The sequence below is a fragment of the Streptomyces sp. RP5T genome (assembly GCF_003933965.1).
Lineage (GTDB): Bacteria > Actinomycetota > Actinomycetes > Streptomycetales > Streptomycetaceae > Streptomyces.
On record NZ_RSAJ01000015.1, the window covers coordinates 17,564 to 38,300 of the forward strand.

The 20,737-nt window shown below is 71.7% G+C and carries 20 protein-coding genes and 5 tRNA genes; 16 read left to right on the forward strand and 9 right to left on the reverse strand.

Features of this window, described 5'->3' with window-relative positions; all coding sequences use genetic code 11:
• Positions 1-86 precede the first annotated feature (86 nt).
• From EHS43_RS03180 to EHS43_RS03200, 5 genes are all read left to right on the forward strand, one after another.
• Positions 87-158: transfer RNA gene (locus EHS43_RS03180), tRNA-Gln, on the forward strand.
• A 40-nt stretch (positions 159-198) separates the two neighbouring features.
• Positions 199-271, forward strand: a tRNA-Glu gene (locus tag EHS43_RS03185).
• A gap of 62 nt (positions 272-333) precedes the next feature.
• Positions 334-406: transfer RNA gene (locus EHS43_RS03190), tRNA-Glu, on the forward strand.
• 20 nt (positions 407-426) lie between these two features.
• Positions 427-498: transfer RNA gene (locus EHS43_RS03195), tRNA-Gln, on the forward strand.
• Between the two features lie 46 nt (positions 499-544).
• Positions 545-617: transfer RNA gene (locus EHS43_RS03200), tRNA-Glu, on the forward strand.
• A 50-nt stretch (positions 618-667) separates the two neighbouring features.
• Here EHS43_RS03200 and EHS43_RS03205 read toward each other — a convergent pair.
• Positions 668-1,312 carry a MerR family transcriptional regulator gene (locus EHS43_RS03205; protein ID WP_125188988.1) on the reverse strand — a complete coding sequence of 215 codons (645 nt, stop codon included), beginning with the start codon at positions 1,310-1,312 and terminating at the stop codon, positions 668-670.
• 80 nt (positions 1,313-1,392) lie between these two features.
• Between EHS43_RS03205 and EHS43_RS03210 the strand changes: the two genes are divergently transcribed.
• Complete coding sequence (locus EHS43_RS03210) at positions 1,393-1,899, forward strand: DUF4188 domain-containing protein (protein WP_125188989.1); 507 nt, start codon at positions 1,393-1,395, stop codon at positions 1,897-1,899.
• Positions 1,900-2,073: 174 nt separating this feature from the next.
• Here EHS43_RS03210 and ndgR read toward each other — a convergent pair whose 3' ends face one another.
• Positions 2,074-2,790 (reverse strand): IclR family transcriptional regulator NdgR, encoded by a 717-nt coding sequence (gene ndgR / locus EHS43_RS03215; RefSeq protein WP_028806673.1) that lies wholly within the window; start codon positions 2,788-2,790, stop codon positions 2,074-2,076.
• 191 nt (positions 2,791-2,981) lie between these two features.
• On the opposite strand from ndgR, the gene leuC reads away from it, so the two are divergent.
• From leuC to EHS43_RS03235, 4 genes are all read left to right on the forward strand, one after another.
• Entirely contained in the window at positions 2,982-4,406 is a 1,425-nt protein-coding gene (gene leuC, locus EHS43_RS03220) for a 3-isopropylmalate dehydratase large subunit (RefSeq protein WP_125188990.1), read from the forward strand.
• Between the two features lie 5 nt (positions 4,407-4,411).
• Positions 4,412-5,005 carry a 3-isopropylmalate dehydratase small subunit gene (gene leuD / locus EHS43_RS03225; protein WP_125188991.1) on the forward strand — a complete coding sequence of 198 codons (594 nt, stop codon included), beginning with the start codon at positions 4,412-4,414 and terminating at the stop codon, positions 5,003-5,005.
• A gap of 265 nt (positions 5,006-5,270) precedes the next feature.
• Positions 5,271-5,501, forward strand: a complete 231-nt coding sequence (locus EHS43_RS03230; RefSeq protein ID WP_007384922.1) for a hypothetical protein — start codon at positions 5,271-5,273, stop codon at positions 5,499-5,501.
• Positions 5,502-5,638: 137 nt separating this feature from the next.
• Positions 5,639-6,286, forward strand: coding sequence for an HU family DNA-binding protein (locus tag EHS43_RS03235; RefSeq protein ID WP_125188992.1), 648 nt, complete (start codon positions 5,639-5,641; stop codon positions 6,284-6,286).
• Positions 6,287-6,357: 71 nt separating this feature from the next.
• Here the strand turns inward: EHS43_RS03235 and EHS43_RS03240 are convergent, their stop codons facing one another.
• On the reverse strand, positions 6,358-6,549 hold the full coding sequence (locus tag EHS43_RS03240; protein WP_125188993.1) for a hypothetical protein: 192 nt from the start codon (positions 6,547-6,549) through the stop codon (positions 6,358-6,360).
• A 9-nt stretch (positions 6,550-6,558) separates the two neighbouring features.
• Positions 6,559-7,197: a 2-phospho-L-lactate guanylyltransferase gene (cofC, locus tag EHS43_RS03245; RefSeq protein ID WP_125188994.1), complete on the reverse strand. Its 639-nt coding sequence runs from the start codon at positions 7,195-7,197 to the stop codon at positions 6,559-6,561.
• 156 nt (positions 7,198-7,353) lie between these two features.
• Here cofC and EHS43_RS03250 point away from each other — a divergent pair, with 156 nt between their 5' ends.
• The 3 genes from EHS43_RS03250 (at position 7,354) to EHS43_RS03260 (ending at position 10,365) form a co-directional block, all read left to right on the forward strand.
• The gene (locus EHS43_RS03250) at positions 7,354-8,118 is read left to right on the forward strand and encodes a 1-acyl-sn-glycerol-3-phosphate acyltransferase (protein WP_125188995.1); all 765 of its coding nucleotides are present in this window, start codon (positions 7,354-7,356) and stop codon (positions 8,116-8,118) included.
• Positions 8,115-9,125: an NAD(P)H-dependent glycerol-3-phosphate dehydrogenase gene (locus tag EHS43_RS03255; RefSeq protein ID WP_125188996.1), complete on the forward strand. Its 1,011-nt coding sequence runs from the start codon at positions 8,115-8,117 to the stop codon at positions 9,123-9,125. The genes EHS43_RS03250 and EHS43_RS03255 overlap by 4 nt, the downstream gene beginning before the upstream one ends.
• A gap of 82 nt (positions 9,126-9,207) precedes the next feature.
• Complete coding sequence (locus EHS43_RS03260; protein ID WP_125188997.1) at positions 9,208-10,365, forward strand: D-alanine--D-alanine ligase family protein; 1,158 nt, start codon at positions 9,208-9,210, stop codon at positions 10,363-10,365.
• A 614-nt stretch (positions 10,366-10,979) separates the two neighbouring features.
• On the opposite strand, the gene EHS43_RS03265 is transcribed toward EHS43_RS03260, so the two are convergent.
• Positions 10,980-11,462, reverse strand: a complete 483-nt coding sequence (locus EHS43_RS03265; protein ID WP_125188998.1) for a DUF3515 domain-containing protein — start codon at positions 11,460-11,462, stop codon at positions 10,980-10,982.
• Positions 11,463-11,482: 20 nt separating this feature from the next.
• Positions 11,483-11,716, reverse strand: coding sequence for an Lrp/AsnC family transcriptional regulator (locus EHS43_RS03270; protein WP_020121007.1), 234 nt, complete (start codon positions 11,714-11,716; stop codon positions 11,483-11,485).
• Positions 11,717-11,922: 206 nt separating this feature from the next.
• On the opposite strand from EHS43_RS03270, the gene EHS43_RS03275 reads away from it, so the two are divergent.
• Positions 11,923-12,891, forward strand: coding sequence for a thiamine-phosphate kinase (locus EHS43_RS03275; protein ID WP_125188999.1), 969 nt, complete (start codon positions 11,923-11,925; stop codon positions 12,889-12,891).
• Positions 12,888-13,688: a bifunctional hydroxymethylpyrimidine kinase/phosphomethylpyrimidine kinase gene (gene thiD / locus EHS43_RS03280; protein WP_125189000.1), complete on the forward strand. Its 801-nt coding sequence runs from the start codon at positions 12,888-12,890 to the stop codon at positions 13,686-13,688. The genes EHS43_RS03275 and thiD overlap by 4 nt, the downstream gene beginning before the upstream one ends.
• Positions 13,689-13,775: 87 nt before the next feature.
• On the opposite strand, the gene rpmB is transcribed toward thiD, so the two are convergent.
• Positions 13,776-13,961: a 50S ribosomal protein L28 gene (gene rpmB, locus EHS43_RS03285; protein WP_003993230.1), complete on the reverse strand. Its 186-nt coding sequence runs from the start codon at positions 13,959-13,961 to the stop codon at positions 13,776-13,778.
• A gap of 256 nt (positions 13,962-14,217) precedes the next feature.
• Between rpmB and EHS43_RS03290 the strand changes: the two genes are divergently transcribed.
• On the forward strand, positions 14,218-15,930 hold the full coding sequence (locus EHS43_RS03290) for a DAK2 domain-containing protein (RefSeq protein WP_125189003.1): 1,713 nt from the start codon (positions 14,218-14,220) through the stop codon (positions 15,928-15,930).
• A 12-nt stretch (positions 15,931-15,942) separates the two neighbouring features.
• Here the strand turns inward: EHS43_RS03290 and EHS43_RS03295 are convergent, their stop codons facing one another.
• Both EHS43_RS03295 and EHS43_RS03300 read right to left on the reverse strand, forming a co-directional pair.
• Positions 15,943-18,870 (reverse strand): tetratricopeptide repeat protein, encoded by a 2,928-nt coding sequence (locus EHS43_RS03295; RefSeq protein WP_125189001.1) that lies wholly within the window; start codon positions 18,868-18,870, stop codon positions 15,943-15,945.
• Positions 18,867-20,705 (reverse strand): HSP90 family protein, encoded by a 1,839-nt coding sequence (locus EHS43_RS03300; protein WP_125189002.1) that lies wholly within the window; start codon positions 20,703-20,705, stop codon positions 18,867-18,869. The genes EHS43_RS03295 and EHS43_RS03300 overlap by 4 nt, the downstream gene beginning before the upstream one ends.
• Positions 20,706-20,737 lie beyond the last annotated feature (32 nt).

Genomic DNA, 20,737 nt, shown 5'->3' on the forward strand with positions numbered 1-20,737 from the left:
TCCTGCGCCGCCGGGGAGCGGGCCGAAAGGCCGCCGACCGGAGGAGCAGAACTAGAACAAGATCCCCGTAGGGGCTTGCGTTCCAGTGGCCTATGGTGTAATTGGCAGCACGACTGATTCTGGTTCAGTTAGTCTTGGTTCGAGTCCAGGTAGGCCAGCTCGCAGAGCTCATCTGCAGGCGGAGATCAACTCCGCGAAGCCCCCGTTGTGTAGCGGCCTAGCACGCTGCCCTCTCAAGGCAGTAGCGCCGGTTCGAATCCGGTCGGGGGTACAGATCCTTCCCGGAGGGTCAGTCAGGGTCGCACCCACTGACTCTCACGCAGGATCGCTAGGGCCCCCGTTGTGTAGCGGCCTAGCACGCCGCCCTCTCAAGGCGGTAGCGCCGGTTCGAATCCGGTCGGGGGTACGCTTTTCCTTGAATCGCATTGGTCTATGGTGTAATTGGCAACACTACGGTTTCTGGTACCGTCATTCTTGGTTCGAGTCCAGGTAGACCAGCTCGGACCTGCCGCGTTGTCCATCCAACGCATGCAGGATCGCTAGGGCCCCCGTTGTGTAGCGGCCTAGCACGCCGCCCTCTCAAGGCGGTAGCGCCGGTTCGAATCCGGTCGGGGGTACGAGACGAAGGCTCTCCGCCGTGGCGGAGGGCCTTCGCTGTGTTCCGGGTTCATGCGAAGCCGTATCTCCGGGTCGACTCCTCCTCTTGTGCCAGCCGGTGCAGCGCCTGCAGCAGCGGCTCGTTGAGGATCGCCCCCAGGATCGCGAACTCGATCCGCTCCGCCTCCGACGGATACGTCTCCATGGTGTCCAGGTCGAGAACCGCGGTCCGGTGCATCAACTCCGCGTACGGCGCGAGCTGTTCGACCCCCCAGTCGTAGCCGAGCCGACGGAACGCGGCCATCGCCACCACCAGCGAGCGGTACGCGGGGGAGATGCTGGTGAGCTGCTTGGCGTTCTCCCAGCCGAGCCGGTCGAGGAGGGCCGTCGCCTCCTGCTGCGCGGCCCGCAGGTACGTGTCGTCCTCGTCCGGCTCCGGCACCTGCGGCAGCGCCCACAGCGCCGCCCCGAGGTGGATCGAGCCGCCCAGGGAGTCGTCGTCCACGTGCCCGAGGACCTCGCGGACCTTCGCCACCGGCACTCCGCCCACCTGGATCATCGCCCGCACCAGCCGCAGCCGCCGCAGATGCTGCTCGTCGTACTCGGCCGTGGTGGCGTTGACCTGGCGGCCCGGCGGCAACAGCCCTTCGCGCAGGTAGTACTTGATCGTCGCGGTGGACACACCGCTGCGCTCGCTGAGTTCGGCCAGCCGCATCTCTTGCGCCCCCTCTCGGATACCGGCACTATCCAAGCATGCCGCACTCGGACAGTGCAGCTCACCAACGAGGGGGCCCCATGGTCGGGAAGAAGGTCGTCGCAGGCCGCACCACCGCGTCCGCGGAAGGTGACGTGGTCGTCCTGCTGATCGGGATGCGCATCAACCACTTCTGGGCCGTGCACCACTGGGTCCCGGTCCTCCTGGCCATGCCGCGCATGCTGCGCGAGCTGTCGCGGGCGCCGGAGCGGGGGCTGCTCTCCCACGTCCTGCTGACGGCCTCGCCGCGGACGTACTACGTCGTCCAGTACTGGGAGTCGAAGGAGAAGCTGTACGCGTACGCGCACTCACCGGAGATGTTCCACCACCGGGCGTGGACGATCGTCAACCGCAAGGAGAAGGCGGGGAAGACGCGTCAGCACGTGGGGCTGTGGCACGAGGCGTACGTGGTGCCGGAGGGGTCCTACGAGTCGATCTACGCGGACATGCCGGCTTTCGGCCTGGCGGTGGCGCACGGGCAGATACCGGTGGAGCGCAGGGGCCGTTCGGCGAAGGAACGGTTCGCTCATCGGTCCGGGGCCGTATAACCCGGTCGGGGGGCGCGGGGAACCGCGCGCTCAGCCCCACCGGCCGTCAGCCGGCCAACTCGCCGTCGTGGCTGGTCGCGCAGTTCCCCGCGCCCCTGGGGAAGGCATGTCCCCGTCGGTTCGAGGCCTGCCGCGGCGTTGAGGCCGGCCTCGTTCCACCAGGGACGCGCACCCTCAGCCCGTCCTGCGCAGTGCCTCGGAGAGGCGGCCCGCGGCGTCGATGACGGCCTGCGCGTGCATGCGGCCCGGGTGCCGGGTCAGGCGCTCGATGGGGCCGGAGACCGAGACGGCGGCCACCACGCGGTTGGAGGGGCCGCGCACGGGCGCGGAGACGGACGCGACGCCCGGCTCGCGCTCACCGATGGACTGGGCCCAGCCGCGGCGCCGTACGCCGGAGAGGGCGGTGGCCGTGAAGCGGGCGCCCTGGAGGCCGCGGTGCAGGCGCTCCGGCTCCTCCCAGGCCATCAGGATCTGCGCCGAGGAGCCCGCCTTCATGGTGAGCGTGGAGCCGACCGGGACCGTGTCCCTGAGGCCGGACAGGCGCTCGGCCGCGGCGACGCAGATGCGCATGTCGCCCTGGCGGCGGTAGAGCTGGGCGCTCTCGCCGGTGATGTCCCGCAGGTGCGTGAGCACCGGGCCGGCCGTCGCGAGGAGGCGGTCCTCGCCGGCGGCCGCGGCCAGCTCGGCAAGGCGCGGGCCCAGAATGAAACGGCCCTGCATGTCGCGTGCCACCATGCGGTGGTGTTCCAGAGCCACGGCCAGCCGGTGGGCCGTGGGTCGTGCCAGTCCGGTGGCCGCCACCAGCCCTGCGAGGGTGGCGGGTCCGGACTCCAGAGCGCTCAGAACAAGGGCCGCCTTGTCCAGAACGCCGACGCCGCTACTGTTGTCCATGAAACGATACTCACGTCTCACTCTGTGAAACGCAAGTTCCTTTTTTCGTGAGACGCGCAACCCTTGTAGGCACAGCGGCCCGCAGACCAACGGGCCTGGCGGCGGGTGCCCGGGAGCAGGGGCCGAGGGCGTCGCCTCCACAAGATCTTCTAGTTGGGTCGGCGCGGCTCTTGCCGACCGGAGGGAAAGCGATGGGTAGGACACTCGCGGAGAAGGTCTGGGACGACCATGTCGTCCGGCGCGCCGAGGGCGAGCCCGACCTCCTCTTCATCGATCTGCACCTGCTGCACGAGGTGACCAGCCCGCAGGCCTTCGACGGTCTGCGCAAGAGCGGTCGCCAGGTGCGCCGGCTCGACCTGACCATCGCCACCGAGGACCACAACACCCCGACCCTCGACATCGACAAGCCGATCGCCGACCCGGTCTCGCGCATCCAGCTGGAGACCCTGCGCAAGAACGCCGCCGAGTTCGGGGTGCGCCTGCACCCGCTGGGCGACGTCGAGCAGGGTGTCGTGCACGTCGTCGGCCCGCAGCTGGGCCTGACCCAGCCCGGCATGACCGTCGTCTGCGGCGACTCCCACACCTCCACGCACGGCGCCTTCGGCGGACTGGCCTTCGGCATCGGCACCTCCCAGGTCGAGCACGTGCTGGCCACCCAGACGCTGCCGCTGGTCCGCCCGAAGACCATGGCCATCACCGTCAACGGCGAACTGCCCGACGGCGTCACCGCCAAGGACCTGATCCTGGCGATCATCGCCAGGATCGGTACGGGCGGCGGCCAGGGCTACGTCCTGGAGTACCGCGGCTCCGCCATCGAGAAGCTCTCGATGGAGGCCCGCATGACCATCTGCAACATGTCGATCGAGGCCGGTGCCCGCGCGGGCATGATCGCCCCCGACCAGACCACCTTCGACTACCTGGAGGGCCGTCCGCACGCCCCCAAGGGCGAGGACTGGGACGCGGCCGTCGCGTACTGGAAGACCCTGAAGACGGACGAGGACGCCGAGTTCGACGCCGAGGTCGTCATCGAGGCCGCCGAACTGTCGCCGTTCGTCACCTGGGGCACCAACCCGGGCCAGGGCGCCCCGCTTTCGGCGGACGTCCCCGACCCCGCTTCGTACGAAGACGCTTCGGAGCGCCTCGCCGCCGAAAAGGCCCTGGAATACATGGGGTTGGAGGCCGGCCAGCCGCTGCGCTCCATCAAGGTGGACACCGTCTTCGTAGGTTCGTGCACCAACGGCCGCATCGAGGACCTGCGCGCCGCCGCCGAGCTCGTCAAGGGCCGCAAAGTCGCCGACGGTGTACGGATGCTGGTCGTCCCCGGCTCGGCGCGCGTGGGCCTGCAGGCCGTCTCCGAGGGCCTGGACGTCGTCTTCAAGGAGGCCGGCGCCGAATGGCGGCACGCGGGCTGCTCGATGTGTCTGGGCATGAACCCGGACCAGCTGGCCCCGGGTGAGCGCTCCGCGTCCACCTCCAACCGCAACTTCGAGGGCCGGCAGGGCAAGGGCGGTCGTACGCACCTGGTGTCGCCGCAGGTCGCGGCCGCCACCGCCGTGCTGGGCCACCTGGCCTCGCCCGCCGACCTGTCCGACGCCCCTGTCGCCGCTGGAGTCTGAGAGTCATGGAAGCATTCACCACGCACACCGGCCGGGCCGTTCCGCTGCGCCGCAGCAACGTCGACACCGACCAGATCATCCCTGCTCACTGGCTCAAGAAGGTCACGCGCGACGGTTTCGAGGACGGGCTGTTCGAGGCCTGGCGCAAGGACGAGACGTTCATCCTCAACCAGCCCGAGCGCAAGGGCGCCACGGTCCTGGTCGCCGGTCCCGACTTCGGCACCGGTTCCTCCCGTGAGCACGCGGTGTGGGCGCTGCAGAACTACGGCTTCAAGGCCGTGATCTCCTCGCGCTTCGCCGACATCTTCCGCGGCAACTCGCTCAAGAACGGCCTGCTCACGGTGGTTCTGGACCAGAAGATCGTGGACGCGCTCCAGGAGCTGAGCGAGAAGGACCCCGAGGCCGAGATCACGGTCGACCTGGAGGCCCGCGAGGTGCGCGCCGAGGGCATCACGGCGGCCTTCGAGCTGGACGAGAACTCCCGCTGGCGGCTGCTGAACGGCCTGGACGACATCTCCATCACCCTCCAGAACGAGGCCGACATCGCCGCGTACGAGGCCAAGCGGCCCTCGTACAAGCCGCGGACGATCGAGGTCTGACCCGGAGCCGTCCAACAGGTCGAATTCCGGCCACCGCAACACCCCCGCCGTACCCCCGATCAGCCCGATCGGGGGTACGGCCGTGTCTGGGCCCGGACGCCCTCGCTTCGCGCGACACGCCCGCTCAACTTCCCACGTTACGACGGGTGTTGTCGGGGTACGCGTCCCTTGTAGCCGTGACTCCCGGATGTGCCCGGAAGGCCGTTTGAGGCGGCAGTTGCACCCCTAGCAGGCGACAACTCGCCCCAGATGGCACAATCTGTGCATGGAACACGACGGCCAACTCGAGCTCTATGCGGCAGTCGCGGACCAACTCAAGGAAGCGCACGCAAGAGTGCGCGCACTGCAAGTCCCGGAGGGCGTACGGATGGCGCTGACCCGGAAGCTGCTGGTCATTACGGCCGCGGCCAAGCACGACGTCGTCGAAGCGACAAGGCGTCTGGAGGGGTTCATGGCCGACCTCGACGCGGGTCGAATCCCGGAAGAGGAACGCTGAACAAGTCCAGAGCAGCCGAGTTCGTTGCGGCACAAGGGTGATAAGCCCGTTTCGTGTTTGATTTGCGGTATATATCTGCCTAACGTGCGAAAACGCTTGAACACTTTCGTTCGGGCAATGTCTCCGAAGGGGAAGACGTGAACAAGGCGCAGCTCGTAGAAGCGATTGCCGACAAGGTGGGCGGCCGCCAGCAGGCCGCCGACGCCGTCGACGCGGTCCTGGACGCCATCGTCCGCGCGACGGTCGCGGGCGACCGGGTCTCGGTCACCGGCTTCGGTTCGTTCGAGAAGGTCGACCGGCCCGCCCGTTACGCCCGTAACCCCCAGACGGGCGAGCGGGTTCGGGTCAAGAAGACCTCCGTTCCCCGCTTCCGCGCCGGCCAGGGCTTCAAGGACCTGGTGAGCGGCACGAAGAAGCTCCCGAAGAACGACGTCGCGGTCAAGAAGGCGCCCAAGGGCAGCCTGACCGGCGGGGCTTCTGCCACGGTCAAGAAGGCGGCCGCCAAGAAGGCCACCGCCAAGACCGCTGCGGCCAAGAAGACCGCCGCGAAGAAGACGACGGCCAAGAAGACCACGGCCACTGCCAAGAAGACGACGGCCAAGAAGGCTCCCGCCAAGAAGGCCACCGGCGCCGCCGCCAAGACCACCGCCGCGAGCAAGACCACGGCGAAGAAGACGACGGCCAAGAAGGCCCCGGCCAAGAAGGCCACCGCGAAGAAGGCGCCGGCCAAGAAGTCGGCGGCTCGCACCACCACCGCCAAGAAGGCCACGGCCCGCAAGAGGTAAGGGCACAGGGGCACTCACGCGCCGGGCCGGACTCCGCATCGGAGTCCGGCCCGCGGCGTGTGCAAGGGGGTTCAGAAGGTCTGGAGGGTCACCAGGGTGATCCTGTCCCCGGCCATCTCGATCCGCACCCGCTGCCCGGGACGCAGCAGTCTCAGGCCGCCCGCGTCGAACGCCGGCGCGTCGAAGGGCACCGGGGTGCCGTCGTCGAGAAGCACCTGCCCACTGCGGCTTTCGGGGTCGTACGTGTACGCGGTCGCCTGCATGGCCGCAGCCTACTGCCCGGGTATCAGCAGCCGCGCCGCGGCGGCGGCCGTCCGGGGACCCACCCCGAGCGCGAGCGCGGCCCGCAGGTCCTCGCCGGTGTCCACGTCCTGCCGTACGGAATCCACCCCGGTGAGGGGGAGTTCCTCCGCTCCCGAGGCGCGGTGCCGCGCGCGTGAATCGAGGCCGAAGGCGGGCCGCAATTCCGCGTTCTCCCGGGCCGCCAGCAGAGTCGTGCCGATTGCCGCGGCATCCGCGAGAAAAGCGCGCGGGAATTCGGCGGCCGAGTCGAGGACCCGGGCCAATTCCAGGGGCCGCAGCGCGGGGAGATCCGCGTTCAGGGCGGCGAGGGCGCTTTCGGGCCGCGTCGACCGTACGACCGCCGCCGCGTGCGCCAGGGCCGCGTTCAGACCCCCTCGGGGCTCGTCGGGGACGATGCGGGCGCCGAGGGCCGACAGCTCCCGGCCGGCCAGGGCGTCGTCCGTGACGACCGCCACATCCCGCACGGCCGGGCAGGCCAGCGCGGCCGCCACGGTGTCCTGCGCGAAGGCGAGGGCCAGACCCGGGCGCACCCCGTCGTCGGCGGTGTCCGAGAGCCTGCTCTTGGCCCGCGCCAGGGGCTTCAGCGGGATGACCAACGTCCACTGCACCAGCGTTCCGTCCTTCTCTTCTCGCGGCCATTGTCACTCAGTCGTCACGCGCCCCATCTGGCGGTGTCGGCGGCGGGGCGTACGGTGTTCTCGACAGACGGTCGGCCCGGGGCGACACTTGTGCGGCCCCCCAGGCCCTAGAGGAAGGTGTCCCGCGTGCCCCGCCGCAGAATCGGCTTCTGGTACCGCCTGGCCGCGGTGATCGCCAAACCGCCGCTCGTGGTTCTGCTCAAGCGGGACTGGCGTGGAATGGAGCACATTCCGGCTGACGGCGGATTTATCACCGCGGTCAACCACAATTCGCACATCGATCCCTTCGCGTACGCGCACTTCCAGTACAACACCGGGCGCGTTCCGCGATTCCTCGCGAAGAGCGGTCTTTTCAACAAGGGATTCGTCGGCGCCATGATGCGCGGCACGGGCCAGATTCCCGTCTACCGCGAGACCACCGACGCGCTCAGCGCCTTCCGGGCCGCCATTGACGCCGTCGAGCGCGGCGAATGCGTCACGTTCTACCCCGAGGGCACCATCACCCGGGACCCCGCCCAGTGGCCCATGATCGGCAAGACCGGCGCCGCGCGCGTGGCCCTGCAGACCAAGTGCCCCGTGGTCCCGGTCGCGCAGTGGGGCGCCAACGAACTGCTGCCGCCGTACGCCAAGAAGCTGCACGTGCTTCCCCGCAAGACCTCGCACGTCCTCGCGGGGCCCCCCGTGGACCTGTCGCCGTTCTACGACAAGGAGATGACCCCGGAACTCCTCAAGGAGGCCACCGAGGTCATCATGGCCGCCGTCACCGCCCAGCTGGAGATCATCCGGGGCGAGAAGGCACCCTCGACGGCGTACGACCCACGCCGCGAGCGGATCGAGCAGCGGCGCCGGACCCAGGCCCAGAGCGGCCACGAGGGGGAGAAGAGCAAGTGAGCAAACCCGTCAAGGCGGCGGTTCTCAGCGCCGGTTCATGGGGTACGGCCTTCGGTGTCGTGCTCGCCGACGCGGGCTGCGAGGTCACCCTCTGGGCACGCCGCCCCGAGGTCGCCGAGGCCGTCAACTCCAGCCGGACGAACCCCGACTACCTCCCCGGCGTGGAGCTCCCGCAGAACGTCAGGGCGACCACGGACGCCGCGGAGGCCGCCGCCGGCGCCGACTTCACGATCCTGTCGATCCCCTCGCAGACCCTGCGCGCCAACCTCGCCGAGTGGACCCCGCTGCTCGCGCCCGACACCGTCCTCGTCTCCCTCATGAAGGGCGTCGAGCTCGGCTCCGCCATGCGGATGAGCGAGGTGATCGAGGACGTGGCCAAGGTGGGCGCCGACCGCATCGCCGTGGTCACCGGACCCAACCTGGCACGGGAGATCGCCGCCCGGATGCCGGCCGCCGCCGTGGTCGCCTGCACCGACGAGGAGGTGGCCCGCCGCCTCCAGGCCGTCTGCCACACGCCGTACTTCCGCCCCTACACCAACACGGACGTGGTGGGCTGCGAACTCGGCGGCGCCGTCAAGAACGTCATCGGCCTCGCCGTCGGCATCGCGGACGGCATGGGACTGGGCGACAACGCCAAGGGCTCGCTGATCACGCGCGGGCTGGCGGAGACGACCCGGCTGGGCCTCGCGATGGGCGCGGACCCCCTCACCTTCTCCGGACTCGCCGGTCTCGGCGACCTGGTGGCGACTTGCTCCTCGCCGCTCTCGCGCAACCACACCTTCGGCACCAACCTCGGCAAGGGCATGACCCTTGAGGAGACCATCGCGGTCACCAAGCAGACCGCGGAGGGCGTCAAGTCCTGCGAGTCCGTGCTGGATCTCGCCCGCAGGCACGGCGTCGACATGCCGATCACCGAGACGGTCGTCGGCATCGTGCACGAGGGCAAGTCCCCGGTGGTCGCCGTCAAGGAGCTGATGTCGCGCAGCGCGAAGCCCGAGCGACACTGAGCCACGACATCGTTTTTTGCCCCGTACGCCGCGGGGGTGGGCGCTGTCTCAGGGCACTACCAACGGGTACTCTCAACGCGATATGAGCACCGAGAACCTCCCCCAGAACCCTGAGCAGCCGCCTCGCAAGCCGCGCGTGGCCGTCGTGTTCGGCGGGCGCAGCTCCGAACACGGGATCTCCGTGGTCACCGCCGGCGCCGTACTGCGGGCCATCGACCGGACGAAGTACGACGTCCTGCCGATCGGCATCACCAAGGACGGCCGCTGGGCGCTCACCGCCGACGAACCGGAACGCATGGCGATCACCGAGCGCCGGACGCCGGACGTCGAGGAGCTCGCCGAGTCCAGCGAGGGTGGCGTGGTGCTCCCCGTGGATCCCGCGAACCGCGAAGTCGTCTACAGCGAGCCGGGATCGGTGCCCAAGGCGCTCGGTGAGGTCGACGTCGTCTTCCCCGTCCTGCACGGCCCCTACGGCGAGGACGGCACCCTCCAGGGCCTCCTGGAGCTCTCCGGCGTCCCCTACGTCGGCTCGGGTGTGCTCGCCTCGGCCGTCGGCCAGGACAAGGAGTACATGAAGCGGGTGTTCACCTCCTTCGGGCTCAAGGTCGGCCCGTACGTGGTGATCCGGCCCCGCGAGTGGGAGCGGGACGAGTCCGCCGCCCGCAAGAAGATCGTCGACTTCGCGGGCGAGCACGGCTGGCCGCTCTTCGTGAAGCCCGCGCGCGCGGGTTCGTCGATCGGCATCACCAAGGTCGACGACCTCTCCGGCCTGGACGAGGCGATCGCCGAGGCGCAGAGCCACGATCCGAAGATCCTCGTGGAGGCGGCGCTGCGGGGCCGTGAGATCGAGTGCGGAGTCCTGGAGTTCGAGGACGGCCCGCGCGCGTCGGTCCCGGCGGAGATCCCGCCGCCGCAGGAGCACGCGTACTACGACTTCGAGGCGAAGTACATCGACTCGACCCCGGGAATCGTGCCGGCCCCCCTCACGCCCGAGGAGACGGCCGAGGTCCAGAAGCTCGCGGTCGACGCCTTCGAGGCGGCCTCCTGCGAGGGGCTGGTCCGCGCGGACTTCTTCCTCACCGAGGACGGCGAGTTCGTGATCAACGAGATCAACACCCTCCCCGGCTTCACGCCGATCTCGATGTACCCGCAGATGTGGGAGAAGAGCGGGGTCAGCTACCCGGAGCTGGTCGACCGCCTGATCGAGGCCGCACTCCACCGGCCGACGGGGCTTCGGTAGCGGGGGAGCGCGACGCCTCGACGTCGGGCCGACGGGCTCCTGCGCGGCAGGGTGCCGGGCATTCGCGGCGGGTCGGGTTCAACAGCGTCGGGTGGGACGTGTCGCAGCGTCCGGTTGGGCGCTCGGTGCTGGTCCGGTAGGGCCCTGCTGGCCGGCCGGTAGGGCTTTCGCTTCACGCGGGAGCGTCGGTCCTTCCGCGTCCGGTGAGACGTGTTGTGGCCTCCGGTTGGGTGCGCTCCGGCGGTTCGGCAAGGGTTCCTGCGGCCCGGCCCTAGGGGTTCCGCGCGGGGCGGGAGCGCGTTGGGGTCGGTCGGGCGGACTTCCGCCACGGGCCTGCAGGGCTGCCGGTAGCCGGGCGGCAGGGCTCCCGCCGTGGGTCAGCGCCCACCCCGCGGAAGCGCCACCGACCTGCCACGCACGTCCAACCGACTGACCGCGGAAGCCTTGCCCAACCACCGCCGGGACACCCTCGACGGGACGCCGTGGGCCGACCGAAGCCGTGAGCAGGGGCAGAGGTTCGGCTCTCTCGGGCCGAGACATGTGCACCGCGACGCTCGGTCGAGTCACGGAGTGACGCCAAGGCCCGCGTCGCGGTTCAAGGCGCCCCGTTCCCGCTAGTCGGCGATTCCCTCGGGGATCGCCTTCTTTATGCCGGGGGCCAGGTCCACCAGGGGTGCCAGGCCGTCCGCGGTGTGGTCCTCGGGGATCGTGACCTCGACGTATGCCTTGCGCAGGGTCGTGGTCAAGCGGAACGACCCGTCGTCCTGCTTCTCCAGCAGCCAGCCCACCCCGTTCACCTCGACCCCGTCGGCCTCCGGATCGTCCATCTCGGCGGGCCGGGCGACACCGCACCGCAGTATGATCGCCGGGTCACCCCAGCCCGCGGTCAGCGCGGACGCGGGCTCGGGATCCCGACGGTCCTGGTCGTCGACCTTGGACGGCAGTACCCGGTCCAGCTCTCGGCACAGCTTCGTGACGCCCGCCCCCGGCGAGGGAACCGCCGCCGACGCGCTGTCGTCTGCGGAGGAGCAGCCCGCGACCGTGATCAGCAGGGCGAGCGCGGACAGACCGAGTGGCCGGTGACGGAAGAAGTTCACCGGCCAAGGGTAGACGGGGGCTACAGATGGACGACCGGGCAGGTCAGGGTACGCGTGATGCCGTCCACCTGCTGGACCTTGGCGACCACCAACCGGCCCAGGTCGTCCACGGTGTCGGCCTGCGCTCGGACGATCACGTCATACGGTCCTGTCACGTCCTCGGCCTGGATGACTCCAGGGATCTTGCTGATCGTCTCGGCGACGGTCGACGCCTTGCCGACCTCCGTCTGGATCAGGATGTACGCCTGTACCACGGAACCTCCAGGGCGGCCACGAGGATCATGTGGGGAAAAGGAACGCCACGGTATCGCGTCGCCGCTCGCTGCGGGGAGACCCGCGGGGACGCGGACACCCGTGCCGGGGTGCGTACACGACAGAAGTTCACGGTCCCCTCGACCGTATCGAGGACACTGATGACGCGCGACCGGGCACGGCACGGCACAGAAGGGGCGTAAGGGCAATGAAGGGCACTGTTGGTGAGCTCGGCGAGTTCGGGCTCATCAGGGAGCTCACCTCCCGTCTCACCACCACCCCGGCGGTCCGGGTGGGCCCCGGCGACGACGCCGCGGTGGTCGCCGCGCCCGACCGCAGGGTCGTGGCGAGCACCGACATCCTTCTGGAGGGCCGGCACTTCCGCCGCGACTGGTCCACGGCCTACGACGTCGGACGCAAGGCGGCCGCGCAGAACCTCGCGGACATCGCCGCCATGGGCGCGGTGCCGACCGCTCTGCTGCTCGGCCTGGTCGTGCCCGCCGAACTCCCGGTGACCTGGCCCTCGGAGCTCATGGACGGCCTGCGCGACGAGTGCCAGGTCGCGGGCGCCTCGGTGGTCGGCGGGGACGTCGTACGGGGAGACATGATCATGGTCTCCATCACCGCCCTCGGTGATCTGCGGGGCCAGGAGCCGGTGACCCGGGCCGGCGCCCAGCCCGGCGACCTCGTGGCGGTGACCGGCTGGCTGGGCTGGTCGGCCGCCGGGTACGCGGTGCTCTCCCGCGGCTTCCGCTCGCCCCGCGCGTTCGTCGAGGCGCACCGGCGCCCCGAGCCGCCGTACCACGCGGGCCCGGCCGCCGCGGCGCTCGGCGCGACCGCGATGTGCGACGTGAGCGACGGACTGATCGCGGACCTCGGACACATCGCCGAGTCCAGCAAGGTCCGGATCGACGTCAGCTCCGGCGCGATCGACATCCCGACCCAGATGACCGACATCGGGCAGGCCGTCGGTGTCGATCCCCTCCAGTGGGTGCTGACCGGGGGAGAGGACCACGCGATCGTGGCGACCTTCCCGCCGGACGTGAAGCTCCCGGCCCGCTGGAAGGTGATCGGCGAGGTCCTCAACCCCTCCGCGCTGCCCCAGGTGACGGTCGACGGGGCGCCCTGGACCAGCAAGGGCGGCTGGGACCACTTCGGCGGGGACATCGAGTCGTGAAGCCGCTGGTGCTCACGGTGGCCGGCTCCGACTCCGGCGGCGGCGCCGGGATCCAGGCCGACCTGAAGACCATGCTCGCGCTCGGCGTGCACGGCATGAGTGTCGTCACCGCCGTCACCGCGCAGAACTCCCTCGGCGTGCAGGGCGCCTGGGAGCTTCCGGTGGCGGCCGTACGCGCCCAGTACCGCAGTGTCGTGGACGACATCGGCGTCCAGGCGGTCAAGACCGGGATGCTCTCCTCGGCCGAACTCGTCGAGGCCGTGGCCGAGTTGGTCGGGGCCACGGACGCCCCGGCGGTGATCGACCCGGTCGGCGTCTCCAAACACGGCGACCCGCTGCTGGCCTCGTCCGCGCTGGACTCCGTACGGCGGCTGCTGCTCCCGGTGGCCACCGTCGCCACCCCGAACCTCGACGAGGTGGCCCAGCTCACCGGTGTGCGGGTCGAGTCGGAGTCCCAGCTGAGGCAGGCCGCCGAGGCCGTCCTGTCGTACGGGCCGCGGTGGGTGCTCATCAAGGGCGGTCACCTGAGCGGCGACGCCGTCGACCTGCTCACCGACGGCACCGCGGAGCACTGGCTGCGCGCGCCCCGCCACGACAACCGGCACACCCACGGCACCGGCTGCACCCTAGCCTCCGCGATCGCCGCACAGCTCGCGAAGGGCCGGTCCGTCCCGGAGGCGGTGACGGCCGCCAAGGAGTACGTCACCGGCGCGATCGCCGCCGGGTTCGCGCTCGGCGGCGGGATCGGGCCCGTGGACCACGGCTGGGCGCTCACGCGGGACACGTCAGGCGCCTGACGGGTTCCGGGCATGCGAAAAGCCGGCCCACCCTGAGGTGGACCGGCTCTGCAGCGAACCAGCAGTGGCCGCGCGCTTAGCTGTGCGTCAGCGCGAGACCTTGCCGGCCTTGATGCACGAGGTGCAAGCGTTCACGCGCTTCGGCGTCCCGCCGACCACGGTACGGACGCGCTGGATGTTCGGGTTCCAGCGACGGGACGTACGGCGGTGCGAGTGCGAGATGTTGTTGCCGAAGCCCGGCCCCTTGCCGCAGACGTCGCAGTTGGCAGCCACGGGTCACTCCAAAGACTTCAGATGCACTTACGGTCGGATCCCGGCAAGCCTGGATCGAGATCGTAGGATCAGAGATCGGAGTGGCGCTGCCAGGGGAATGGCCCGATCGGGATCGGGCAACCGGAGCAGCATACAACGACTGCGCCAGTAGAACGAAACTACCATGGCTGATCAGGCACTCGCTCCCGGCCCTCTTCCGGCCGGCACCCGCCCGGGGTCTACGCTGCGTCCAGTCCAGCAGCCCGAGGAGGCGCAGGTGGCGCAGGTGCCGCAGACATTCTTCGATGCTCTCGCGGTGCGCACCTGGTGCGGTCTGGCGCTGCGCGCGCTGGGCCGGGCGCGCGAGGAGATCGACGCGATCAACGTCTACCCGGTCGCCGACGGGGACACCGGCACCAACCTGTATCTGACGGCGGAGTCGGCGGCCGCGGCCGTGGAGGCGGTCTTCGAGGCCCATGACGCCCACGGCTCGGGGAAACCGGCACTCGCCGACGCCGTGCGCGCGATGGCGCACGGCGCCCTCATAGGCGCCCGCGGCAACTCGGGCACGATCCTCGCCCAGCTGCTGCGCGGCATGGCCCAGGTGCTCGCCGCCGACGGTGAGACGACTCACACGGACGGCGAGGGGCTCGGGCTCGCCCTGCGGCACGCGGCCGACTCCGCCCGCCATGCCGTCGCCCACCCCGTCGAGGGCACGGTCCTCACGGTCGCCTCCGCCGCCGCCGACGCGGCCCGGAAGGCGGCGGGCGACTGCGGGACCGTCGCCCGGGCCGCCTACGACGGGGCGCGCGCCGCCCTCGCCGCGACGCCCGGCCAGCTCGCCGTCCTGGAGCGGGCCGGAGTGGTGGACGCCGGCGGGCGCGGGCTGGTCGCGGTGCTCGGGGCGCTGGTGGAGACGTTCACGGGAGAGGTGCCCAGGCCGGTGCCGGTCGTGAGCGACCCGGAGCACGCGCGCGTGGCGGGCGACACGGACCCGAGCGCGGCCGCGGGCATCGCCGACGTCCTCGCCGCCTCCCCCGAGGAGTGCGCCGACGCCCCGGGCACGGGCCCCGCCTTCGAGGTGATCTACCTCCTGGAGGCCGACGACACCGCCGTCGAGCGGCTGCGGCAGCGGCTCGACCGACTCGGGGACTCCCTCGTGGTGGTCGGCGGCGACGGCCTGTGGAACGTCCATGTGCACGTCGACGACGCGGGCGCCGCCGTGGAGGCGGGCGTCGAGGCCGGACGGCCGTACCGGATCCGCATCACGCACTTCGGCCTCGGTGACGTGCACACCACCGGAGCCGAACGCCCGCCCCGCGAGCGCGCCCAGCGGGCCGTCGTCGCCGTGGTGCCCGGCGAGGGCCTGGCCAAGCTGTACACCGAGGCCGGGGCGACCGCCGTGCTCGCCCGCCCCGGGGAGCCGCCCGCGAGCGGTGAGCTCGTCGAGGCCGTACGACGGGCCCACGCGCGCGAGGTGGTGCTGCTGCCCAACGACGCCGACCTGCGCCACACCGCGGCCGCCGCGGCCGAGCAGGCCCGCACGGAGGGGATCAGGGTCGCGCTGATCCCGACCCGCTCCGCGGTCCAGGGCATCGCCGCGCTCGCCGTGCACGAACCGGAACGCCGGTTCGACGAGGACGTCGTCCAGATGACCTCGGCGGCCGGCGCGACCCGCTACGCCGAGGTCGCCGTCGCCGAACGCCAGTCCTGGACCATGGCCGGCATCTGCCAGGCCGGTGACGTCCTCGGGCTCATCGACGGGGACGTGGCCGTCATCGGCGCGGACGTCACCGGCACCGCCGAGACCGTCCTGGACCGCATGCTCTCGGCCGGCGGCGAGCTGGTCACCCTCGTCCTCGGCGACGAGGCCCCCGAGACCGTGGCCGAGCACCTGGAGGCGCGCGTACGGGAGTCGTACCTCGCCGTGGACACGGTGGTGTACCGGGGCGGGCGACAGGGCGCCGTGCTGCTCATCGGGGTCGAGTAGGGCCCCTTGTGATCAGCTGTCCTGTTCCTCCATGAGGCCCAGCAGCTGCTCCGCCTCGGTCCGCCGCGCCTGCGCCACCTCGTCGCCCGCGCCGTCCGTGTTGCCGTAGGCGTCGAGCACCGCACGCGCGCGTGCCGCCGCCTCCGCCGGCCGGCCCAGGTCGGCCGCCAGCCGGCCCGCCGCGAGTTCCGCACCGGTGCGGGCGTCCAGGGCGCCGTCCCCGAGCGAGGCGAACACGACGACCGCCTCCACCACCTGGGTCAGCGCCTCCTCCAGCACCGCCCGGATCGTGTCGTCCTCGGCGTCCTCGGGCACGGCACGGGCGAGCAGGTCACCGAACTGCCGGTGCGTGTGCCCGAGTTCGCCGACCAGTCGCTGCCGCGCCTCCTCGTCGGCGCGCGCGTCCCCCAGCGCGGTCTCGCACGCGCGGACCGCGTCCGCCATCAACTGCCGTGCCGTGTCCGCCCCGTCCCGCGCGCGCAGCGCGAGCCAGGCGCGGGCCCGCAGGGAGCGCACCAGGCCGTGCACATGGCCGATCTCACGCCACAGCGCGCCCGCGCGCGCGTACGCCTGGTCGGCCTCGGCGGCCAGCCCCGCGGCTCCGAGGGACTCGGCGGCGAGGTGGGCGAGCGTGGCGTGGTCGTGCTGCTCGGGCCAGTGCCGGGCGATCTCGGCGGCCTGCAACCGCCGTTCGGCCGCCTCCCGGTGCTCGCCCAGCTCGGCCAGACAGTCGCCGAGCCACCACTGCGTCTGTACGACCGCCCCCTCGCCGTGCCGCTCCGCGCTCAGGTCGGGCAGCGCCGACTCCAGCACCTCCGCGGCCTCGGCCCACCTGCCCAGGCCGAGCAGGAACCCGCCCAGCTGGTGCCGGGCCAGGGCACCCAGCGTCTGCCCCTCCCCGGCCTCGTCGGCCCAGTGAGCGGCCTCCAGGGCGTGCTCGGCAGCCTCCTCGGCGAGCCCGCGGCCGCCGACCACCTCGGCGAGCTGGAGATGCAGCTGGGCCCGTCCGACCGGCTCCAGGTGGGAACCGCCGTGCTCCAGCGCCGCCCGCAGCGCCCGCTCCGTCCCGTCCAGGTCGCCCAGGTGGTGCAGGAGCCCGGCGAGCCGCGCCTCGTACTCCACCGCGAACCACGGCAGCCCCGCGTCCACGAACGCCGTCGTGGCCCGCGAGAACAGCTCGGCCGCCGCCGGGAGCTCCCCGGTCCGCGCGGCCAGTTCCGCCAGCATCGCCTGCGCCTCGGCGACCCGCGCGGCGAGCCGCACGTCGTCCCCGGCCCGGCCCTCGACGAGGGCGAGCACCTCCCGCACGGCCGACCCGGCCTCGCTCAGGCACGCCTCGTCGTCGCTCTCGTGCACCCGTCGCATCAGGATCCGCGCCCGGGACATCAGCACCGACGCCGTCTGGAGCACACCCGTGCCGTCCGCGGAGTGGAGCGCGAGGACCTCGTCGTACGGCCCGGCGACCGCCGCGAGGGCCGCGTCCACCCCGCCCGCCAGCGCGCGGACGTACGCGGCACGCGCGTGTGCGGCCAGCGCCTCGCCCGGGTCGCCCGCCTCCGCGTACAACTCGGCGGCCCGCTCGAACAGTTCGAGACCCTCGGGCCCCCGGTCCATCGCCTCGTGGTCGGCGATCTCCGCCCGGTCGCGCGGGTCCAGCTCGACCCCCTCGGCGGCCCGCGCGACCGCCGCCCACGCCTCCACGGCGTTCGGGCGGAGGGTGTCCGACAGCCGCCGGGCCTCGGCGACCAGTGCGGGCAGATCGGGCTCCTCGGCGGTCGCGGGCGCCGCGGGCACCGGCACGGGAGCGGCGACGGTCCGGACCGCCCGCACCCCCAGCGGCAGCCGCTCCACCAGCGGCCGCTGCGCCATACGCGCGCGTACCTGTTCGCCGACGTGGGCCGTGCCGTTGCGCTCGTCGAAGCGGGCGGCCAGCGCGAGGGCCTCCCCGCGCGCGTGGGCGGCGAGTGCGGCCGCGGTCCAGGACCGGCCCGCGGGTCCCGGCACCGGCCGCTCGCCCAGGCCCAGCACGGTCAGCCGGTCCATCAGCAGGGCCACCACGGCCGTGAAGTCCAGCCTGCTGCGCGGATGGCCGTCGTCCGTGAAGTACGCGGGACGCTCCGCGAGCAGCTCCAGCGCGCGTGCCTCGTTGCCGCTGAGCGCGCAGAACTCGACGTGGTCCGCGTAGGCGCCGCGCATGCTCTCCATGGACCGCACGAGCCGGAAGCCCCGCAGATGGTTGGCGCGCGCCTCGTCGAGGCGGCCCAGCCGCAGCAAGGGCTTGAGGGAGGACGCCAGGACCGCGTGCGGCTCGTGGGCGCAGCTGAACTCGCCCGCCAGGACCGGCGCCCACAGCTCCAGTGCCTCCGCGTCCCGCCCGCGCTGCGACTGCCACCAGCCCTGCTCGTGCAGCTCGCAGGCGTGGCAGTCGGCCATGGCGTCCCGGTCGGCGGCCAGCCACGCGGCGTACGCGCGCTCGGCCCGCTCCAGGTCCCCGACGTGCGCGGCCACGCTGTACTCGGCGCTGCGCACGGCCCGTTCGGAGTGCCCCGCCAGCCGGTAGCGGTGCTCCATCTCGCCGAGCCACTTCTCCATCGCGGCGAGCGGGATGTGCGGCTGGTCGAGCATGCCGCTCGTCATCCACTTGAAGACCCAGTGCAGGGCGTGCGTCTCGTACTCGTCGAAGTCCTCGGGGTGCTCGTCCCACAGGCGCAGCAGCCGCGCGAAGGGGACGAACATCTTGGCCTTCTCGGAGCTGTAGTTGTAGACCTTCAGCTGGTGTCCGAGCGCCTCGATCACCGCGAGCGGGATGTTCAGCTTCTCCGCCTCGGCGAGCAGCTGCTCCGCGCGCGCGTTGCGGGCGGGACCCTCCGGTTCCTCGGCGTTCTCCGCCATCGCCCGGCGCAGCGCGTCGAAGGCCGCGTTCCCGTCGACCGAGCTCATCCGCGGTCCTCCTCGCCGTTCGTGGCCCACTCCAGCAGACCTATGAAGGCCCGGTTCAGCAGCGCCGAGTCCGCGGGCCGCAGGGGCCGCTGGGCCATCAGCAGCGCCTGCCCGTAGAGCGACTCGGTCGCGGTGCCCATCAGCTCCGGATCGCCAAGCGAGCCGATCCGCCGTACCAGCGGGTTGAGATGGTTCAGCACGAGACGCGCGCGTGGGGCGCTCCCGCGCAGCGAGCCGAGGATGCCCGCCCACAGGTCGTCCGCCCCTTCCTCGGCCTCCGCCCGCGCCTGTTCGTGCCGGGCGTCCCGGTCGTCCAGGTGCAGCGCGGGCACGGACAGCGGCCGGAAGGCCCGCAGGACCACGTCACAGCCCAGCGGGTCGAGCCTGGCCCGCGCGGCCGCCAGGAAGCCGGACAGCGCCAGCTCCTCGGCCGGGTCGACCAGGTCCATGTGGGCGGTGACGGTGTCCGCGTCCAGCTCGGTGACGACGGTCCCGGGCCGCACCGAGGGCAGCGCCTCGACCAGGTCGCTGTCGTAGGTGTAGCCGCCGTTGACCACCCCGACGCCCTGCGCGGAGGCGATCGGCGCGACCTGCCGGTACTCCTCGACGGTCCGCGTGAAGTGCACCACCGGGTGCCGCCGCGCGAACTCCTCCAGCGACAGCCGCCCGTCGGTCGTCTCGAACGGCAGCCAGGGCAGCATCGTGCGCAGCATGTCCCTGTCGTGCCGCGCGAGCGACTTCACGCCCAGGTGGTGCACGGACAGGAACGCCGCGAGCCGCTCCGGGTCCCCGGCGGCGAGCCCGGTCAGCCAGGACCGGATCCGCTCCCCGAGGGTCTCCCGTACGGCCGCCAGCGTCTCGTCCTCGTACAGCGACTCGCGCGAGGCCGTGGGCCGCAGGCTGTCGGTGTCCAGGACGCAGCGCACGAAGAACGCCCAGTCCGGCAGCAGCTGTTCGGCCCGCTCGGTCAGCAGCATGCCCTTGAGGTGCACGCGATGGGTGGCCCGCTGGGCGGGGCTGACCGCCGAGGGAAGGACGTACGCCACGCCCCGGATCCCGGCCAGCGGCACGTTCAGTTCGATCGAGTCCAGCGGGGTGAAGCCGAACAGCTCGTGACAGTGCCGGGCCAGGGCCACCCTGCGGGTGGCGGGGGAGGGGTAGGGCCGGTCCCAGGGCGCGGGCAGATCGGTGACCGCCTCGTCGCCGACCCGGACGTCGTACGGCAGCAGCGCACCGAAGTCCCGGGCGAGCCGGAGGACCCGCTCGGGCGCGAGCCACTCGCCGGCCCCCGCCCGCGCCACCAGATGGACCGTGGTCCCCGGTTCCGGACGGGCGTCGTGGGGCAGCGTCCGCACCAGGTACGAGCCGTCGTCGCTCGCCGTCCACTCGACGGGCGGCGCGTCCGGCGTACGGGCGCTGCGGCTGACCACACGGATCCGCTCGGCCACCACGAAACAGGCGAGCAGGCCGATGCCGAACTGCCCGAGGAAGTCGGAGCGCACCTCCTGAAGCCCCTCGGCGCGCTTGGAGCTGCGCCCGATGGTGGCCAGCAGGTCGTGCACGTCCGACTCGGTGAGCCCGACCCCGGAGTCCTCGACGCGCAGGGTGCCGTCCTCGGCGTGCAACCGCACCCGGGCCGGGGCGTCCGGCTGCTCGGCCCGCCGGGCCGTGATCGCGTCCACCGCGTTCTGCAGCAGTTCGCGGAGATAGACCTTGGGGCTGGAGTAGAGGTGATGGGAGAGGAGGTCCACCAGACCGCGCAGGTCGACCTGGAACGTATGAGGCTGCTGAGGCACCTGGGGTGTCTGGGATGACTGTGAGGTCTGGGAATCCATCGTCGCAGCGCCGGTGGGGGGAACGTTCGCAC

Excerpts from the sequence above, each read along its gene's own strand:
- EHS43_RS03295 (WP_125189001.1), bottom strand. The coding sequence starts at position 18,870 with ATGAGCTCGGTCGACGGGAACGCGGCCTTCGACGCGCTGCGCCGGGCG.
- EHS43_RS03205 (WP_125188988.1), bottom strand. The coding sequence starts at position 1,312 with ATGCGGCTGGCCGAACTCAGCGAGCGCAGCGGTGTGTCCACCGCGACG.
- ndgR (WP_028806673.1), bottom strand. The coding sequence starts at position 2,790 with ATGGACAACAGTAGCGGCGTCGGCGTTCTGGACAAGGCGGCCCTTGTT.
- EHS43_RS03230 (WP_007384922.1), top strand. The coding sequence starts at position 5,271 with ATGGAACACGACGGCCAACTCGAGCTCTATGCGGCAGTCGCGGACCAA.
- EHS43_RS03240 (WP_125188993.1), bottom strand. The coding sequence starts at position 6,549 with ATGCAGGCGACCGCGTACACGTACGACCCCGAAAGCCGCAGTGGGCAG.
- leuD (WP_125188991.1), top strand. The coding sequence starts at position 4,412 with ATGGAAGCATTCACCACGCACACCGGCCGGGCCGTTCCGCTGCGCCGC.
- leuC (WP_125188990.1), top strand. The coding sequence starts at position 2,982 with ATGGGTAGGACACTCGCGGAGAAGGTCTGGGACGACCATGTCGTCCGG.
- EHS43_RS03210 (WP_125188989.1), top strand. The coding sequence starts at position 1,393 with ATGGTCGGGAAGAAGGTCGTCGCAGGCCGCACCACCGCGTCCGCGGAA.
- EHS43_RS03275 (WP_125188999.1), top strand. The coding sequence starts at position 11,923 with ATGAAGGGCACTGTTGGTGAGCTCGGCGAGTTCGGGCTCATCAGGGAG.
- EHS43_RS03300 (WP_125189002.1), bottom strand. The coding sequence starts at position 20,705 with ATGGATTCCCAGACCTCACAGTCATCCCAGACACCCCAGGTGCCTCAG.
- EHS43_RS03260 (WP_125188997.1), top strand. The coding sequence starts at position 9,208 with ATGAGCACCGAGAACCTCCCCCAGAACCCTGAGCAGCCGCCTCGCAAG.